This window comes from Nocardia sputi, from assembly GCF_023501985.1.
Window position 1 is genome coordinate 123,952 of record NZ_JAMFLC010000016.1, and the last position, 17,643, is coordinate 141,594.

Consider the following 17,643-nt stretch of genomic DNA (forward strand, 5'->3'; position numbering starts at 1 on the left):
GACGACGGCTCGACGGTATTGTGTCCCGGATCCGCCTACGAAAGCGAACGGACACCGCCCACCGGGTTGGGTTCGCGGCCATCCCGAGAGCGACCTCGGTAGACGAACAGATTCGGGTAGCGTTGACGTCGATACCGATGGATCCGCACACAAGACGATGAGGCTCCCGAAGCAGGCGCTCCAGGCGATCTCCGCGCAACGTCCGGTGCCGAGGTGTGGTGGGTGACGTATACCGTGCCGTGGGTGCGGGCCCTTGGTCGGTGTCGGCAACAGCCCGGGCGGTACCAGCGTCCCGGGTTCACGACTTGCGGCCGTTTTCACGGGGCCCGGGGCCTGTTTTCAGTCTGCTGCTGATCCGTATTTTTCTTGCATGGCTTGGCCGTGTTGTTTGGCCATGTGGTGGGCTTGGGTGGCGGTGATGTCGCGGTCGGCGAGCTTTTGGGCTATTTCACGTGCTGTCTGGGTGTGTTCGGCGCGCATCTGGGGGTTGTCGAGGGTCCAGGTGGGCGGGTATTGGTGGCCTTTGACGGGGTCGCGGAAGCCTGCGTCGCCAGCGGCGCGGTTGGCGAAGGCGTCCATGACGGTGAGGTCGGCGACCCGGCCGTCGATCATCGGCCGGTAGTTGGCGTATCCGTCGATGTGGCGGATGCCTTCCTCGGTGAATCGGATGCGCTCATTGTTTTCGATCATGGTGCGGCCGAGGATGCGGTCGGGGGAGTGGCGTGCCGAGGAGAGGTCTTCGGGGGCCAGGTCTAAGGTGCCTTCCAGGGAGTGCGGTTCGGCCAAGGTTTGCAGATCGACCCCGGCGATGGCTTGGACGAGGGGATCGGGGTCGTTTTTGCCGGCTTGGGCTTTGGTTTGTTCGTCGAAGGCGGTGCCCAGGATCATGTCGTGGATGCGGTCGGCGCGCCCGGGGTCGTAGTCCAGGGCCAGGGCGTGGGCGCGGGCCAGCTCGCCGGAGCGTAGTTCGTCGTAGCCGTCGGGGTTGTTCTTTTTGCGGCCGTCGCCGTAGTTGGCGTCGCTATAGGTGTCGGCCACCGCGGCGTCGAGTCGTTCGTGGGGTTGGGCGCCGATGTTGTCCAAGTGTTTTTGCAGCAGGCGCCCATCGTGGTCGAGGTCGAATCCATTGTGGTAGGTGGCCGGGGCTTGATATTCGAAACGTTCGAGCTCGCCGAAGAGCGTGTTGGCTCGTCCGATGTCGGGGTCGCCGTAGAGGGTGGAGGTGATGTGTTTACCGTTGGCGGCCAGCCGGACCGCGGTATCGGCATCGGGGTGGTTGAGGGCTTGCTCCGGCAGGAAGGACCGTACGGCGTCGATTTCGCGTTGCATCACGTGCGCTTCCAGCGGGGGCTGAGTCGGGTCGAGCAGCCGGGCCCGCATCAGCTTGAGGTCCTTGACATCCTTGCTGAGCCTGCGTTCGTCCTTGAGCGCGTAGACGTCGGGAAGGCTGGCGACCCAGATCCCTTCCGGTGTGCGCCACGCACGGCGGGCCAACTCGCCATGCGAGGGCTCGTATTTGCGCTGGTGCATGACCTCGAGGTCGCCGTTTCTCAACGCTGTAATTCCGTCGGAGAATCGGTGTTCCGACCAGCCGGGTTGGTCCCGCATATACCGGTACGCGGCCTCGGACACCTTCACGTCGAGGTGGTGCGAGAAGCGGATCGGAGTTCCGAAGGCGAGGTTCATCGCGGTGCTACCGGTGATGAGGGCCTCTCGTGACACGTTCTCCCCCAATGGGGCGAGCCGGGCCGCCAGCGACGGCTGCTTCGACACCACCCCCGGCACACCGTCGCCCACCTCGGGGGTGGGGCGATCAGTGACCTCCACACGCGCGAACCCGGACGCGGCTCGCTCGAGCGGAACTCGCCCTTCACGGTCCTTGCCGACCACTGTCTCGACAAACTTCTCTACACCCTTTGCGGCCCCCCGAGACGGCTGCTCAGCTGCCGAACCCATGCCCGGCGCAAGAGCCCTGAGCCTGTCACCCATCCTGCGAAGCCAGTCCGCCGACCCCCGTGCCACCGCGCGACCCTACCACCCAAAAACAATGGAGTTTCGCCAACCAGCTTGTCCTGCAACATGTTTTATGTTATGGATCGCTGGCCGACAGTGTACCAACGAGCAGCCCACGCCTCCCACACCATCGATCTGTGAGGGGGCGCACTCCATCTGACGGGAAGTCCGATGCGCCGGTGCGCGACTTCGGCGCCCGCAGCACCCCGGCCGCTTCCCTCCGGGCCCGCCCCGATATTTGCCCGCCCGCCGGGCAGCCGCGCTCACGTCGGATGTTTCACGTCGATCGGCCGAGGCAACTGAACGTCGTGTTGGGGTACACTCCAACACCACGTTCGAAGCGAGGCTAACAGCGTCAAGGCGAGGCCCTTCGCTGAATTTCCTGACGCAAGTCCGCCTGGCTTACAGAGGCCATCCGAGCGCCTGGGTGGTTCTACAGGTCATCTTCTACAGGTCATCTACGACACCACTTACAGGTGGGTCTGAACGTCACTGGTGATCCGAAGATGTTGGTACAGACGAATTTCGGCGTCACCGGGTCGTGATGGTGGTAGGTTGCGCTGCAACGTTCTGTATGCTTCAGCTGAAGGAGACGACCGTGCGACTCGCCCGTATCCTCGCTCTGTCCGCCGGTGCGCTGCTGCTCGGTTCCGGTCTCACGCTCGCCGCCGGGTCCTCGGCCGGCGCGGAGGGCGTTGGACTCGACGTCGCCGCCTTCAGCTGTCCCCAGCCCGACGGCCTCTTCCCGCACCCAGAGGACGTGACGAGGTACGTTGAGTGCTCGAACAACATCGCGACCGTTCAATCGTGTCCGTCCGGCCTGCATTGGAACCGGAATGGCCAGTACTGCGACTGGCCGTCCAGCGCGGGGGCGGTGGCTGACGAATACCAATCCGGCCAAGGCTCGGCCCGGCATCGGTCTTAACCCCGCCACCAGGCCGAAACCATGCGAGCACGCCCCGGCTTGTTCTGATGGCCAGGGAAGTCGAGGCTGAACATCTCGTTCCAGGTATTGCGCCCGGCTTCGCAGGGGGCGGTGCGGCGTGTCGCGCTCTCGTTCAGAAGCTGCGTGGCTCGACCGAGCTGAAGGACTGGGTGGCTCGGTTCCCGACGCTCGAGATCTCCGCTCAGTGGTGAGCAGAACGAACAGTGGGGTAAGCGTTTTGGAGATCAAGGATGCACCCCCCGATAACGCGGCGATACGCAGGGCATCGGCCCACTTCACCGCATCCGGCGTGAAGTCCTCCCGGCACTTGCCCAGTCGCTCTGCGCGATTTCCAGCACCGCCGGGTCGGCGGTGCTGATTCCCGGAGTCCGACGCGCGCTCCGGTGATGTGGGCATCGCGGCGGATCGCGGTGAGGAGTTGGCTGCGCAGAGGTACGGGTAGCCCAGTGCTGTAGAGGGATCGCGCCCAGCTGGCGTTGGGTGGCGGGTTGGGTGCCGCTGCGGAGGGGGCGGTATCTGCTTCGCTGGTTGTCCCAGTGGCCGTGGACGTCGATCTGGCCGGGCAGGGTGTGGTAGGCCACCTTGTCGTCCCATGAGCTGGATGTGCGGCGGGTCCAGGTGTGGATCGGTCGCGGATGGTGGTGAGGTCTTCGTCGACCCAGTCGCGGATCATCAGGCGTCCGCTGGAGGGGACGGCGATGGCGTGGGAGCGTCCGTGTGGGTAGTGGGCCGGGTCGCGGTCGAGGTGCGCGGCGACTTGCAATACCGCAGCACGGATACTACTGAACCGAGCCCTCGCACGCGGCACAGCCCGAGCGGCGCCGGTTGAGCGACCCTGGGCCCACGCCCAGCAACCTGACCTTGCCCGTCCCGGCACGTACGGGTGTGAGGGCGATGATCACGGTGCCCGCCCCTTCTCGTCGTTCCGAACTACGCCGATTCGGCGGTCCGGTATGCGATCCTGGGCAGGATGCGAGCGCTCGATCGATTGCTGGAGACCGAAGTTCCGTACGCGAAGAGACTGGATCTCATCATGGAGGGTTCCTCATGCGTGTCGTTTCCGGGCTGGCAACAGCTCTAGGGGCAACGGTGACATGGCTGACGCTGGTGTCGTCACCGGCGATGGCCGAGTTCGCCGCAGCCGTCGACACAGAGACGCTGGTGTCCTTCGAATTCGGCTCGGGCGGAGCCCGCAGTGAATGCCACAGCGGAAAGTTCCTGTGCGAGCCAGAAGAATTCAAATGCGACAACGACAGATGCGTTCAGAAACAATGGCTGTGCGACGGCGACGACGACTGTGGCGACGGATCCGACGAAAGGAACTGTCAGTAGAACCCACGTGATTCGGTGTCCGCTAAGAGGCGGAACTCGAGGTTCTCAGTTCCGCGGAAGTGTAGGCGCGGATGGTGCAATGGCCGCCGGGGCCGCTTTCCTCGACCGAGTCCACGCAGCGCGTTGGCGGTGCGCAGGCCGGCATCGGCCGATCGTGACCGCGTCAGCTCCGCTGCTCGAGGCCCGATCCCGTTGGCTCGGTCGTGGCGAATGCCGGTGATTCTGGAGGAGAAGATGCCGGAGTTTCCGGAGTGGTCGCGGCAGCAGCCATGGGGCGTGCGTCTGGAGTGGGGCCTGGCCCGGGGCGATGGCGGTGGGCCCCGGCCGCGCGTGCGTCGTCGTGGTCGACGTCTTGTCGTTCACGACGTCGGTGTCGGTCGCGGTCGAAGCCGGGACATACGTGCTGCCCTACCCGTGGCGCGACGGCGAGGCCACGCAGTTCGCGGCACGACGCGGCGCTGGCGGTAGGGCGGCGAGCGGTGTCCCAGCGGCAGCCGTGGTCGCTGTCTCCGGCGGCGTTGCGGCGCGCGCCGGTCGCGGCTCGGCTCGTGCTGCCCTCGCCGAATGGTTCGGCCATCTGCGCGGCCGTGACCGGTGTGCCGGTGGTCGCGGCCTGCCTGCGCAACGCGAGCGCCGTCGCCCGCTGGATCGTGGAACGAGGGTGGGGCACCGTGCAGCGGCCGGTGGCCGTGATCGCCGTCGGCGAGCATTGGCCCGGACGCGACGCATTGCGGCCCGCGGTCGAGGATTGGCTGGGCGCGGGAGCGGTCGCCGCGGCGCTGGCCCGCGGCGGAGCGGGGCCGCTGTCCGCGGAGGCTGCTGCGGCCGCGGCGGCACACGAGGGGGTCGCCGACGTCGCGGCGCTGATCCGCGACAGCGCTTCCGGCCGGGAGCTGGCCCGAGGCGGGTTCGCGCAGGATGTCGCGGTGGCCACCGAACTCGACGTCAGCCGGGTGGTGCCGGTGCGCGCCGAGGCAGCCTTCGCAGACGCCGTCCGATGACCGTGGGCGCGCGCCGCGGCCGGTCGGCGCTAGAGGTGCGGGCCGACCAGCGCGATCGCGGATTCGACCGCCACGTCGACGATGCCCGCGATGTCGTCGCCGTCTTCCACGGTGGTGGCGATCAGTTCCCGGAAGCCGCCGAAGAGGATCGTCGCCACCTGGCGGGATGGCGGACGCAGTCCGGCGGCGGCGAATTCGGGTGTGTCGGCGAGCTTTTGGATCAATGCGACGAACGCGTCGCCGACCTCGCGCTGCAACTGGCGCGTGGCGTCACCGAGGGCGGGCACGACACGGATCCAACTGAGGGTGAGGGAAGGCTCTTCTCGCGCGGTGGCTGTCCAGGCTTCGATGGCTTGGCGGATCTGGGTGCGCCATGGCATGCAGGGGTCGACCGCGGCATCGATCCGCTGGATCATCTCCTTGTGGTGCTCGGACAGCAGGGCGATGAAGCAGTCCTGTTTGCTGGTGAAGTGCTCGTAGAAGGTGCGGCGCGAGGTGCGGGCGTGGCGGACCACGTCGGCGACGGTCGAGTCCTGGTAACCGCGTTCGCGCACCGCCACGGCCATGGCGTCGAGCAGGCGGCGGCGAAACCCCGCGTCCGCGCCGTCGTCGGCGGAGGTGCGGGGTACCGGCTCGGCGCGTGTCACGAGATTCAGGTTAGTCAGTCCGTTCCGCTCGTCGCGTTCCGCCCGAGCCTCGCGGGCGGGGATCCGGCCCCGGCCAGAGCACGGTCGAGATGAGGTCGGCGAGCCTGCCCGTCGACGAGGGTGACCCACGGCCGACTTCGGGGAACCGCTCGCTCATGCCGTCGCCTCGGCGGCGCGGTCGCGCGCTAGCTCGCGCTGTCGGGGAGTGCGACGGTGCACCACTGCCCGGCCCTTCTTGGCCGGGACGAGTGCGACACCGCGGAAGTGCGCGCGCTCGTCGCGGGCGTCGGTGGGTTCGAGTGTGAAATCACGCAGCAGCGTGCGCAGCACGACGTTCATTTCCATCGTGGCGAACGCGGCGCCGATGCACCGGCGGCTGCCGCCGCCGAAGGGAATCCAGCTGAAGGTGCCCGGACGGACACCGACGAATCGGTCGGGATCGAAGGCGCGGGCATCGGGGAAGAGTTCCTCGTTGTCGTGCATCAACCGGATGTTGGCCACGATCTTCTGGCCCTTGGGCAGGGTCCACCGGCCCAGCCGCAGAGAATCGGCGCGGACCTGGCGGAACGTGGCATCGACGACCGGCCGCACTCGCTGCACCTCCAGCAGCGTCGCCTCGCGCAGCTGTGAACCTCCCGCATCGGCTTCGGTGAGCAGGCGGCGCAGGATGTCCGGGTGCCTGCGCAACCGTTCGATCGTCCACGCCAGCGTTGTCGCCGTCGTCTCGTGTCCGGCCGTGAGCAGGGTCAGCAATTCGTCGGCGATCTCAGCGTGCGACATGGCCGAGCCGTCGTCGTAGCGCGCTTGCAGCAGCATCGCCAGCACGTCGTCGCGCTCATCGATCCGGTCGGCTGCGGCGCGGTCGACGAGTCGGCCGACGATTTCGTCGTAGCGGCGGCGATAGGCCGCGAACCGGGCCCAGGGACCGAGCCTGCCCAGCGCCCGCTGGGGAACCGGGACGGCCGCGAGGGCCGAGGCCACCAGCACCAGTTTGGGTAGCAGTCGGCGCAGTTCGTCGAACTCCGCGCCCTCGGCGCCGAAGACCGCGCGCAGGATCACGTTGAGCGTGATCCGCATCATCGAGTCCATCGTCGCGAACTCGCGGCCCGACGGCCAGGCCGCCATCTCCCGGACCGCTTCCTCCTCGATGAGCGATTCGTACACCGCCAGCCTGCGGCCGTGGAAGGGCGGGGTGAGCAGTTTGCGCTGCTTGCGGTGTTCGGCGCCGGTCAGCGCGAACAACGAACCCGGCCCGAGGAACTGGCCGAGGTTGACGTCGAGGTTGTCGACGAGGTCGGTGCTCGCGGTGAACAGGGCTTTGATCTCGGCCGGATCGGCCAGCACGACGCATGGGCCGAATCTGGGCATCTGGATGGTAAAAGCCGATCCGTAACGGTCGTGCATCCGTCGCCAAGTCCGGGTTCGCCCGGTGAGTATCTGCAGGTTCTGCACGATCGGCGGGGACGAGGGCCCGTCGGGAATGCGCACAGCGGGCATGCGCCCACCTCCTCGTGTGGTACTTCGATGTACCACCCGTACGGTACGCTTGCGTACCGCGTGTGACAAGGCTTACACCTACCGGTCTCCGCACGCGAGGTCCCACAGCTCGGCGCTGTGGACGGCGATCAGCGACGCGATGCGGCCGAGCGCCTCTGACACGGGCAGCCGATCGCGTCGGTGCCCGTCACGCAGGCGCAGCGCCACATCGTCGGCGGCGGCCTCCTGTGCTCCGATGATCGCTTGATACGGCACGAGACGGTGGTCGCGGATGCGCGATCCGAGACTGCCACGATCCGGCGGGCAGACCACCACGCGCAGCCCGAGGTCACGGCAGCGCCGTTCGAACCGCTCGGCCGCCGCATGCTGCACATCGCTCACCGGCAGCACGACCACCTGGGTGGGCGCCAGCCATGCGGGGAACCGGCCACCGTGGTGTTCGACCAGGTGAGCCACGGCGCGCTCGATGCTGCCGATGATGCTGCGATGCACCATGACCGGCCGGTGCGCGGCGCCGTCGGCGCCGGTGTAGTGTAAATCGAACCGCTCGGGTTGATGGAAATCGACCTGAACGGTGGACAGGGTGGACTCCCGTCCCGCGCTGTCGCGGACCTGCACATCAATCTTCGGGCCGTAGAACGCGGCTTCGCCTTCCACCGCCTCGTAGTGCAGGCCGGAGTCGTCCAGGACGTCGGTGAGCACCGCTATCGAGCGCTCCCACAGTCGCGGCGCGGCAACGTATTTCCCACCGGGTCCGGGCAGGGACAACCGGTAGCGAGCCGCGTCGATGCCCAGCGCGGCATAGGCGGAACCGATCATCGCCAGCGCCGCGGCGACCTCGGCACAGACCTGATCGAGGGTGCAGAAGATATGCGCGTCGTTGAGCTGGATCGCGCGCACCCGGGTCAATCCGCCCAGCACGCCGGAGAGTTCGGAGCGGTACATGCCGCCCAGTTCAGCGATCCGCAGCGGCAGTTCCCGATAGCTGTGCGCGCGGGAGCGGAACAGCAGCGCGTGGTGCGGGCACAGGCTCGGACGCAGCACCACTTGTTCGCCGCCCAGGTCCATCGGCGGGAACATGTCGTCGCGGTAGTGCCGCCAGTGCCCGGAGATCTCGTAGAGTTCGCGTTTGCCGAGCACCGGCGAATACACGTGGCGGTAGCCCGCGCGGTGTTCGGCGGTGCGGATGTAGTCCTCCAGGGCCTGGCGCACCGCCGCGCCGTCGGGCAGCCAGAACGGCAGTCCCGCGCCGATCAGCGGGTCGGTGTCGAACAGATCCAGCGCACGGCCGAGGGTGCGATGGTCGGGCATGGTGGTCTCCTCGTGAACAACGGGCGAGTGACCACAAGATGAAGCCCGGGGCACTCGCCCCGGGGCTGGGATGGAACAGGGATCAGCGCGCCGGGACGGATTCCGGCGTCGTCGTCACAGCAGCGCGCTTCACGTCGGCGACGCTAGCAGACGCCACCGTCGCCGCACACCCGAATATCGCGTGCGCCGCCGCGAGAGGCGCGAAGATCTCGAAGCGCCCCCCGGCACGGCGGCTTTCGCGCATAATCGACTTCGATTGGCATGCAATGACATCGGGGGTCGATGGGGACACGCAGAGCGGTGCTGCAAGCGGGGGTGATGCTCCCGCTGGCTGCCGCGTGCGCGCCGGATCTGCTGCTGGGCAGTTCGGACGCGGTGCGTGTCGGGGTGTCCTGGAGCGGGTCGGAACTGGCCGCCTTCCACGCCGTACTCGACGGGCTGAACCTGCCCTTCGACGTCGAAGTCATCCCGCTCGGAGACAACACCGACACCGCCTTCAGCGCAGGCGGCCGATCCGCGCCGGACGTGGTGCTGCTGCCGCAGGCGGGGCGGGTGCGGGAACTGGCCGAGCGAAAGAAACTACGGCCGATCGCCGAGACGGTGTGGACCGACGACCTCGGTCCCCGCTACGCCCAGCACTGGCAATTGTTGCTGCGCTATGGAAGTCGTGCGTTCGGCGTGCCGTTCAAGGCCGCCGACAAGTCACTGGTGTGGTACGACCGGCGGCAGTTCGACACCTACGGGTTGGGTGACCCGGCGGAATGGACGCTACCCGACTGGGTCAACCGGATGGAGGTCCTCGCACAGTCGCCGATCCGCCTGCTCGCGCTGGCCGCCGCCGACGGATGGGTGCTGACCGACTTCTTCGAAAACGCCCTGCTGGCCGAATCACCCAGGATCTACGACGAACTGGCCTCCCGGAGCGGACGAGAGTGGGACAACCCGGCAGTGCGGGCCGCGCTCACCCACCTGGGGGTCCTGTGGGGACACCGGCACGCCTTTCCCGGAGGAGTCGGGGTCGCGTTGACCCGGCAGTTCTCCGACGCCGTCCGCGACGTGTTCCAGCATCGCCACGCCGCAGCCGTGGTCGCCCCCGATTTCGCCGAACCGATCATCCGCAGCGCGGTGCGCGCGTCCGGCCGCGAGGTGCGGGACGTGGTCGGGGTAGCGCCGTTTCCGTCCGTCAACACCGCGTCGGGGCGGCCGAAGATCGTCGGCGGTGACGTGATCGTGGTGACACGCGAAGCGAACCGGCGCGCCGAGGACCTGGTCGAAAAACTGGCCGGTGTACACGCCCCTCTGCCCTGGATCGAGCGCTACGGCGGTTTCCTCACGCCGAACATGCGCACCGACGCGACGTACTCGCCGCTGCTGGCATCCTCGGCGCGTGAGCTGAACGCCCGCAGCGCCTTCGACCTGTCCGACCGGATCGGCGCGGTGGGCGCACGGGAAGGATTGTGGCGGGTGTTGACCGAATTCCTGATCGCGATCGGCGACGGTGCGCAGACGCGGGTGGCCGAGTCCATCGAACGCGCGATCACCGCGCTGGACGGCTTCGAGCGGCGGCCCCGGTGACGCGGCCCACGGACTTCCGAGCGAACGGGCTGAGCATCGAGCTGGCCACCCGCCGCATGCGCGGGCCGCTGGTCGCCGGCGGCCGGCCGCGGCGCTGGCCGGCCAGGCTGGCCGCACTGCCCGCGACCGTGCTCACGGTGGCCCTGCTGGTGCTGCCCGCCGGGTGGAGCGTGGTCATCGCCACCCGCGCGCGCCCGGTCACCGTGCTCGCGTGCGCGATCGTCGCGGTGAGCGCGCTGCTGCCTGCCATACTGCGCAGAAGGCTGGGTGCGCCGCCGATACGGATCGCGGTGTGGCTGTGGGCGATCGCCGGCACGGTCGGTGGTCTGTGGCTGCTGGGCGGCACGATGACCGCCGACGGCAGAGGCGCGTACCTGCGCACGCTGCTGTGGGTGGCCTTCGGAATCGGGCTGCTGGTGTTGGCGTTGGCGATCGCGTGGTGGGGGCGCGCGGCGCGCTGGCTGTGGCTTCCGCTGATCGTGCCGTTCGGGATCTCGGCGTTCGTGTCCGGTGTGGCGTTCCGGGTGATCTTCGGTTCCGGTGCGCGGTGGCTGGCCATCGAAGACGTCGGCGCCTACCGGTGGTGGCTGGCGGCGATGCTGGGGTCGGCGTTCCTGTGGACCTGGCTGGGTTTCCTCACCGCGCTGTTCCGGGCGGGCATTCACGCGATCGAGACCGACCCGGCGCGCGCCGGGTACCTGTATCGCGACGACGGCAGGCCGCTGGCGCTGCGGCTGTACGAATTGCTGCGGCCGGTACTGCTGGTCGCCGGGCTCGCGGTGGGAGTCGCGGCCGCGCGCGTGTTCGATGTCGTGCTGATCGGGGTCCCCGGGGCCCTGGAGTACCAGGTGGACAGCGCCACCGTGCACTGGTGGCGACTGACCGCCGACGCCGAGCCCGGCGCCGCGGCCGCCTACGCGCTACCGCTGGCGGTGCTCGTGGGCGCGGTCGCGTGGCTGTTGCAGCTGGACGTGCGCAGACATCGCGCCAGTTGGTCGGCGCTGCAGGCGATCTCGGTGCCGGGACGGCGGCGCATGGGCCCGTTGCGGCTAGCGGGCATCGTGGTGGTCTCGGTGCTGGCGCTGTTCCCGATCGGCGTGCTCGCCTATACGAGTGTGCGCGGACACGACGGATTCGGGTGGTCGGCGATCGGTCTGGTGTGGGGTGACGACGGGTTGTGGCGCTCGCTGCAGACCACCGCGTGGGTCGCGGGGATCGTGACGGTGGTCGTGGTCACCGCTGCGGTGCCGGTGGCCTACCGGCTGGCCGCCTTGCGCCCCGACGGCACCGCCGCCCGAGTGGCCGTCGTGGCGCTGGTGGTGCTCGCGGTGATCCCGGCGCAGATCTATCTCGGGCCGATCGAAGGTCTCGTCGACACCTACCAACTGTCGGGAACGCGGATACCGCTGATCCTCGTGCACGCAGCCGCGGGCCTGCCGATCGCCATCCTCGTGCTGCGCGGCGCGCTGCTCGCCCCGCCCGGGAGCGCCGCGGCCGACGCCCTGCACGGCCTGGCCGGTCCCGGCACGATCGCGCATCGGGTGCTCGCCTCCTCCGGGCCCGCGCTGGGTGCGGTGGCGGTGCTGGAATTCGTCCAGGTGTGGAACGACTTCTTCATCGGGCTCGTGGTCAGCGGGGCGGGAGCGAGCCCCTGGTCGCTGCTGTTGTGGGGCGAGGCAAGGCAGTTCGGGGAGAACGCCGCCCAACTGGCCGCGGGATCGCTGGTGTCGGCGGTGTTGCCGGTGGCGCTGCTGCTGGCGACCTGGCGGCGCTGGGTGGTGCCGGGACTGACCGGGGGAGTACTGCGATGAGACGGATCGAACAGGCGCGATCGTGCGGCGCGGCGAGCAAGGAGCGCCGTTGAGCGCATCGGGCGAACACCGCGAAACCGCCGGGCAGACCACGACGCCGAGGTCATCGATCTGGCTGGGGTTTCTGGGCACCGCGTCGGTGGTGGCCTACACGGTGCTGTTCGAGTTGGTACGCACCCTGGTGGTGAATTCGTTCGGCGAGAACGCCGTCGTGGAATTCCTCAACGGCCCGTTGCGATGGTTCTCGGCGCTGTTCGTCGCCGCGGCGGCCACGTACGCGCTGCACCGGTTCGCCGTCGGGTATCGCACCAAGCTGCGCACCGCCCGCGCCATGGACTCGATCGCCGGGCTGGTCGAGCCGGGGCCCGCGCTGGCCGATCCGAGCCCACGGGTGGTCACGCCCCCGCCGCGGAGGGTCGCCGCCTTGAACGGGCATCTCATCGCCGCGGTCCTGCGGGACCTGCCGGTGCACGACTACGAGACGGTCGCGCTGCTGGCGGTGCTCAACGCTATTCGCGACACCCCGGGACGGTTGCCGGTGGCGAGAGAACCCTCGGCGCGCACCGCGACAATGCTGGTGGAAGGACTGCGCCGACGCGGCGTCCTCGCCCACGACGGTGCCCAGCGCTTCTGTGTGCGGCAGGTGCCCGAACTGCCGGATCGAGCGACGGTCACGGCGGGGCCGCAATGGGGTGCGGCGCTCACCGCGCTGCTGCACCACTACGCCGACCGCGCTGGCCGCTGGGCGATCGCGCTGGAGACGCGGCGCTTCGCGGTAGGCGCGCGCCGATGGTTCGAGGCCGAGGAACCATACCTGCGCGCCTTGGTGGCCGCGTGCGCGAATCCCGGCGTGGAATTTCCCGCGGCGGCGCTGGCGCACCTGCTCGGCATCGGTAACGCACTGGACGTGTGGTACGCGCGAATCGGTATGGCCGAGAACGAGCGTGGAGTGCCCGACGATCTGTGCTCGCTTCCCGGACTCGACGACCTGAACCGGGATCTGATGTTGCTACGGGCCGGCCGGCTGCCCGAGCGTCCGCGCGGCTACCGGCCGCGGCGATTGTCGACGAGCCTGGCCGCCCGGTGGGAACACCACGCGGCGCTGCGACGGCTCGCCACCGTCCCGCTGGATCTGGACGAAGTCGCCGACCAACTGGAAACCGCCTGGTGGCTGCTGCCGCGTGACGACATCCCCGGCGAGGTGTGCGCGCTGATCAACCTCGCCGTCGTGCACATCCGGCAAGGACGCCTCGACGCCGCGCAGGATCGTCTCGAACTCGCCGAATCCCTCACCCGCACCGGCCTCGATCCCGACGGACGCGCCCAGACCCACGAGACGATGGGCGCCCTGTGGTGGGCTCGCGGCGAACCCCGCCGAGCGCTGCGCTGCTGGCAGCTCGCCCTGAGCGCATACCGGGTACTCGACGACGACCCCGGCATCGGCCGCTGCCTGCAACACCTCGGTTCCGCAGTGGTCATCGCCCCCGATCACGCCACCCTGCTCCTGCCCGCCGACCCGCCCCTCACCCGCGTCGAAGCCCTCCGCCAAGCCACCGGGTGGCTCGCCGAAGCCCGCCGCAGGCATCCGGCCGCTCACCACGCCGAACGCTATGCCGCACAGGCTCGCACCGCACTGCGCTCCGGCCGTGGCTTCCGCAACCTCCTCCCGGCCGGCCATCGCACTCCACTGTCGCGCATCGACCAGTGGCCCGCACCCGTCGACGCCCACGCCCCCGCACCGGCGCTGTGAGAGACTACGCAACCATGCCGGAGCTTCGAGTCGCGGTGATCGCCTCCCACAACGGGTCCAATCTGCGTGCGATGCACCGAGCTTCCGGCGTCCCGGACGCACGGTTCCGGATCGTGCTGGTCATCAGCAACAACAGCGACTCCGGTGCGCTGCGCTACGCGCGGGATCACCAGATCCCGGTCCGGCACCTGTCCGGACGCACCCACGACGACCCGGACGAAGCCATCCGCGCCGCACTCGTCGAGCACGCGGTCGATCTGGTGGTGACCGCCGGTTACCTCGAGAAGATCGGGCCGCGGACCAGGAGCGAATTCGCCGACCGGATCATCAATGTCCACCCCGCGTTGTTACCCCGCCACGGCGGCCCCGGCATGTACGGCGAGCACGTGCACCGAGCCGTCCTCGACGCCGGAGACCTCCTCACAGGCGCGTCCGTCCATGTCGTCTCCGGCGAATACGACGCCGGTGAGGTCATCGCGCAGGCCACGGTGCCGGTCCATCCGGGAGACACCGCCGAGACGCTCGGTGCGCGCGTCCTGGAAGCCGAACACACCTTGCTTCCCGATGTGGTGCGGCGAATCGCGACGGACAACGCGTTCCCGGCACGCGCAACCACGTGCCCGTGACCGCACGAGCCACTCTCGTTCTGGTTCGTCATGCCGAGCCCTACCGTCCGCGCCCAGGCGGCCCGGCGACTATGAACGTTCTCGGCAGCCACGGCTCTCCCGGGCTCTGGTCGGTTTCGGCGGCCGTAAGGCGACCGGGCATTCAGCCGTGCGATGCCGATGCCCGCGATCTACCGGGTGGATTTCGAGAACGACCGCGTCCGGAATCGGTGGCGGGTAGGTATTCGTTTCGTGCGCTATTCCCCGGGGAGAAGAGGGGGAATTCGAGCCGATATATGTTCGCGCGCTTGCTCACATTCGGTCATGCTGTGCGGGCAGGCGAGAGCATGCTCGATCAGTTCCTTGGCCGCTTGTGCCTGCGCGATGCGCCGCTCGAGCTCGTCGACGTGGTGGCACAGCAGATCCCGGTGTTCCATCGGGTCCGCGGTGGACAGCACCGTTGCCAACTGCCCCAGCGTGAGACCAGCCTCCTTGCCCATCAGGATCAACGCCACGCGTTCGAGGTCCGTCTGCTCGTACAGCCGCTGGCCACCGTTGCGGCGAGCAGGCTCCAGCAGCCCGAGGCTCTCCCAGTACCGCAGCACGTGTGTGCCGAGCCCGAACCGCCGGGCCAGATCGCCGATGGTCAGCATCTCACTTGACTTCATGTGTCCATTAACCGGCACGCTGGCGGCATGAGCAAACCAGTGAATCCGGAAGAGCCCGAGCGCTCCGCGGCGGTGAGGCTGCCGCAACACCGTCCCTACCAACTGATCAGGAATCGCGTATCGAACAACAAGGTGCGAGCCAAAACGGTGCTCACTGCATTCGGTGTCGTGTCACTGCTGGCCACTGCACTCAGCGGTTGCGGAGCCGGCGATGGCGACACACCGCCCCCCGCGGAGAACCAGGTCGAGATTCTCGAACTCGAAGTCGAGAACGATCAGTACGCGGCCCCAGATCTCGATCGCGCGGGAATGAGCATCGGCGATATGGATATTTTCTCCGGAAACGCTATAAAGAACGGGCAGAAGGTCGGACGCGGGGGCGGCACTTGCCAAGCCATACATGTCGACGGAGAAAAGGTCACTTCGCAGTGCTTGCTCACGATGCAGTTCGAGAGCGGCTCGGTCACGTTGCAGGCTGTGTGGGTCAGGGGCGCGAACCCGCTGGACATGGCCATCACCGGCGGCACAGGCTCCTACCTCGATGCCGGGGGCAGTGTTCGCTTCTGGGACATCGGGACACCGAACGAGAGAGTACGCGCCGAAATCATCCGTTGATACGGCCGTCAGAGGCAAGGGTGCCCGCCCTCGTGATTCGTGAACGCTGCCCTCTGCCGCATGCCGGTGCCGCCGACATTCGTGGACATCTGTCCTCGGATGCAACGGCCGAATCGAGTGGTGCTGTCCGGTGAAAGCGCAGGGAGATAAGCGGCCCAGTCGTCTTGGCGAACTGGGTTCACTTGTGTGCCGTCTGCGGGGCAACGCCGAAGAGATCGCTGACCACGAGGGCGTCGAGATCCATGACATCGGCGATCGTCGCCGTTGCAGGATCGCGTTGCCCTCGTGGAAGCCTGTTGGTGCAGGTTACGGATTGTTGTATTGGATGCGATTCCGCCCGATTGCCGCGTGACCGGGCCTGCGACCGTGAACCGCCGGGCACGACCGGCCAATCTCCGAAATCACTGCGACGGAGGCACTTTCGCTTCTCGGGGAGACCTGTCGGGACGCAGGCCGCGCCAGCTGGGGTGGCGCAGGCCCTCGGGGGTGACTTCGCGGTATTCGATGTCGGCGACGAGGACCGGCTCCACCCAGTGAGCGGTAGCGGCGAGGGCTCGCGGCGGGGCGATGTCGAAGGGCGTGTCCGGGCGGGCCAGCTCGTTCAGCCGGGTTTGCAGGGAGCGGCGGGCGTGCATGGTCCATCCGGTGCCGACATTGCCGATGTGCACCAGTTGATCGTGGTCGTCGTATGCGCCCAGCGCGAGCGAACCGAACGTCGTGGAGAAACGGCCCGTGCCGGGCAGCCAGCCCGCGACGACGACCTCGGTCGTTCTACGCAGCGGCGTCTTGATCCACAACGGGGACCGGCGGCCGGGGTAGTAGGCGGAGTCGAGGCGCTTGGCGATGATGCCTTCCAGGCCGTGCTCGCGGGCGACGTCCATCAGGGTGGTGGGATCGATATCCGGGTAATACGGCGGGGTGCGGGCCAGCGGCCGGTCGAGCGCGAGTTCCGCCAAGCGCTCGCGGCGCTCGGTGTAGGGCAGATTCATCAGAAACGAACCGTCGAGGGCGAGCAGATCGAAGGCCAGGTACTGCGCCGGGAAGCCGCGCAGCAACTCCGCACCCGGCGAGATCACATGCATCCGCCGCTGCAGGCGACCGAACGACGGCGCCCCCGTCACCGGATCGGGCGCGACGATCTCACCGTCGAGCAACAGCTCGCCTCCCTCACCCAGATCCGCCAGAACCGCTGTGAGCTCAGGAAACGATCCGCTGAGATCCCGATTGTTGCGACTGTAGAGCCGGCAGTCCCCGTCCCCGCACCGCGCGATGGCGCGAATGCCGTCCCATTTCATCTCGAACGCCCACCGGCCGCGCTCCTGCGGTGGCCGTCCGGAGACGGCCAGCATCGGCGCCGGCGCTGACAGCACACCAACAGCATATCCTCAGCAAACATCCGCGCCGGATCGGCTCGGCAGACCGGTCTCCATCAGGGGCGGTGCATGAACGCCATCAGGCAGCACTCCTTGGTGCTCGCGCTGTCGATGCTCCGTTCGATCACGCTGACCAGCTCCCAACCCTGGGATTCGAGCAGTTCGATGCCATTGAGCAGGTGGACAACCGGCTCGACGATCGCGGACCTGTTGTCTCCCAGGGTGCGGAACTCCACACGCGGAGGCGAGCTCAGGACCAGGTTCCGGCGCGGATAGGACCGCAGGTCCACCGCGCCGTTCAGTACGGCGATCACGTCGAAGACGGGTCCGGGTGCAGGAGTATTCACGTCCTCATCATGCATACTCGACACCTCCGGCCAAAGTATCGAGCACCAGGCGCTTTTCGTCGAGTGCGGATGGCAAAGGGCCGCTCGATCACACGGAATTCACCGAGGGATTCTGTGCGCGCCGCAGTGCCTGCCTGCATGCGGATCGCTAG

15 protein-coding genes are annotated in these 17,643 nt (G+C 68.2%); 8 read left to right on the top strand and 7 right to left on the bottom strand.

Features of this window, described 5'->3' with window-relative positions:
* Positions 1-339: 339 nt before the first annotated feature.
* Positions 340-1,827 (bottom strand): hypothetical protein, encoded by a 1,488-nt coding sequence (locus M8859_RS21475; protein ID WP_249644774.1) that lies wholly within the window; start codon positions 1,825-1,827, stop codon positions 340-342.
* 760 nt (positions 1,828-2,587) lie between these two features.
* Between M8859_RS21475 and M8859_RS37695 the strand changes: the two genes are divergently transcribed.
* The 3 genes from M8859_RS37695 to M8859_RS21485 all read left to right on the top strand — a co-directional run bounded on the left by M8859_RS37695 (position 2,588) and on the right by M8859_RS21485 (position 5,292).
* Positions 2,588-2,938 (top strand): carbohydrate-binding module family 14 protein, encoded by a 351-nt coding sequence (locus M8859_RS37695; protein WP_372492929.1) that lies wholly within the window; start codon positions 2,588-2,590, stop codon positions 2,936-2,938.
* A 1,068-nt stretch (positions 2,939-4,006) separates the two neighbouring features.
* Positions 4,007-4,291 carry a hypothetical protein gene (locus M8859_RS21480; protein ID WP_159929508.1) on the top strand — a complete coding sequence of 95 codons (285 nt, stop codon included), beginning with the start codon at positions 4,007-4,009 and terminating at the stop codon, positions 4,289-4,291.
* 479 nt (positions 4,292-4,770) lie between these two features.
* The gene (locus tag M8859_RS21485) at positions 4,771-5,292 is read left to right on the top strand and encodes a 2-phosphosulfolactate phosphatase (protein ID WP_249644775.1); all 522 of its coding nucleotides are present in this window, start codon (positions 4,771-4,773) and stop codon (positions 5,290-5,292) included.
* 29 nt (positions 5,293-5,321) lie between these two features.
* On the opposite strand, the gene M8859_RS21490 is transcribed toward M8859_RS21485, so the two are convergent.
* The 3 genes from M8859_RS21490 to thrS all read right to left on the bottom strand — a co-directional run bounded on the left by M8859_RS21490 (position 5,322) and on the right by thrS (position 8,747).
* Entirely contained in the window at positions 5,322-5,939 is a 618-nt protein-coding gene (locus M8859_RS21490; protein WP_236565698.1) for a TetR/AcrR family transcriptional regulator, read from the bottom strand.
* A 153-nt stretch (positions 5,940-6,092) separates the two neighbouring features.
* The gene (locus M8859_RS21495; RefSeq protein WP_159929517.1) at positions 6,093-7,436 is read right to left on the bottom strand and encodes a cytochrome P450; all 1,344 of its coding nucleotides are present in this window, start codon (positions 7,434-7,436) and stop codon (positions 6,093-6,095) included.
* A gap of 78 nt (positions 7,437-7,514) precedes the next feature.
* Entirely contained in the window at positions 7,515-8,747 is a 1,233-nt protein-coding gene (gene thrS, locus M8859_RS21500; RefSeq protein ID WP_195070776.1) for a threonine--tRNA ligase, read from the bottom strand.
* Positions 8,748-9,029: 282 nt separating this feature from the next.
* On the opposite strand from thrS, the gene M8859_RS21505 reads away from it, so the two are divergent.
* From M8859_RS21505 to purN, 4 genes are read left to right on the top strand one after another with little or no spacing between them, the layout of a single operon-like run.
* Entirely contained in the window at positions 9,030-10,322 is a 1,293-nt protein-coding gene (locus tag M8859_RS21505) for an ABC transporter substrate-binding protein (protein WP_159929521.1), read from the top strand.
* Positions 10,319-12,133, top strand: coding sequence for an ABC transporter permease family protein (locus tag M8859_RS21510; protein WP_249644776.1), 1,815 nt, complete (start codon positions 10,319-10,321; stop codon positions 12,131-12,133). Before M8859_RS21505 ends, M8859_RS21510 begins: the two co-directional genes overlap by 4 nt.
* 49 nt (positions 12,134-12,182) lie before the next feature.
* Positions 12,183-13,883, top strand: coding sequence for a tetratricopeptide repeat protein (locus tag M8859_RS21515; protein WP_249644777.1), 1,701 nt, complete (start codon positions 12,183-12,185; stop codon positions 13,881-13,883).
* A 14-nt stretch (positions 13,884-13,897) separates the two neighbouring features.
* A complete protein-coding gene (gene purN, locus M8859_RS21520) occupies positions 13,898-14,509 on the top strand; it encodes a phosphoribosylglycinamide formyltransferase (RefSeq protein ID WP_159929527.1) in 612 nt (203 codons plus the stop codon).
* A 236-nt stretch (positions 14,510-14,745) separates the two neighbouring features.
* Here the strand turns inward: purN and M8859_RS21525 are convergent, their stop codons facing one another.
* Positions 14,746-15,156 (bottom strand): MerR family transcriptional regulator, encoded by a 411-nt coding sequence (locus M8859_RS21525; RefSeq protein ID WP_159929528.1) that lies wholly within the window; start codon positions 15,154-15,156, stop codon positions 14,746-14,748.
* 27 nt (positions 15,157-15,183) lie between these two features.
* Between M8859_RS21525 and M8859_RS21530 the strand changes: the two genes are divergently transcribed.
* Complete coding sequence (locus tag M8859_RS21530) at positions 15,184-15,771, top strand: allene oxide cyclase barrel-like domain-containing protein (RefSeq protein WP_223514744.1); 588 nt, start codon at positions 15,184-15,186, stop codon at positions 15,769-15,771.
* 401 nt (positions 15,772-16,172) lie between these two features.
* Here the strand turns inward: M8859_RS21530 and ligD are convergent, their stop codons facing one another.
* Positions 16,173-17,120, bottom strand: a complete 948-nt coding sequence (gene ligD / locus M8859_RS21535; protein ID WP_195070882.1) for a non-homologous end-joining DNA ligase — start codon at positions 17,118-17,120, stop codon at positions 16,173-16,175.
* 80 nt (positions 17,121-17,200) lie between these two features.
* Positions 17,201-17,491: a hypothetical protein gene (locus M8859_RS21540; protein WP_159929529.1), complete on the bottom strand. Its 291-nt coding sequence runs from the start codon at positions 17,489-17,491 to the stop codon at positions 17,201-17,203.
* Positions 17,492-17,643 lie beyond the last annotated feature (152 nt).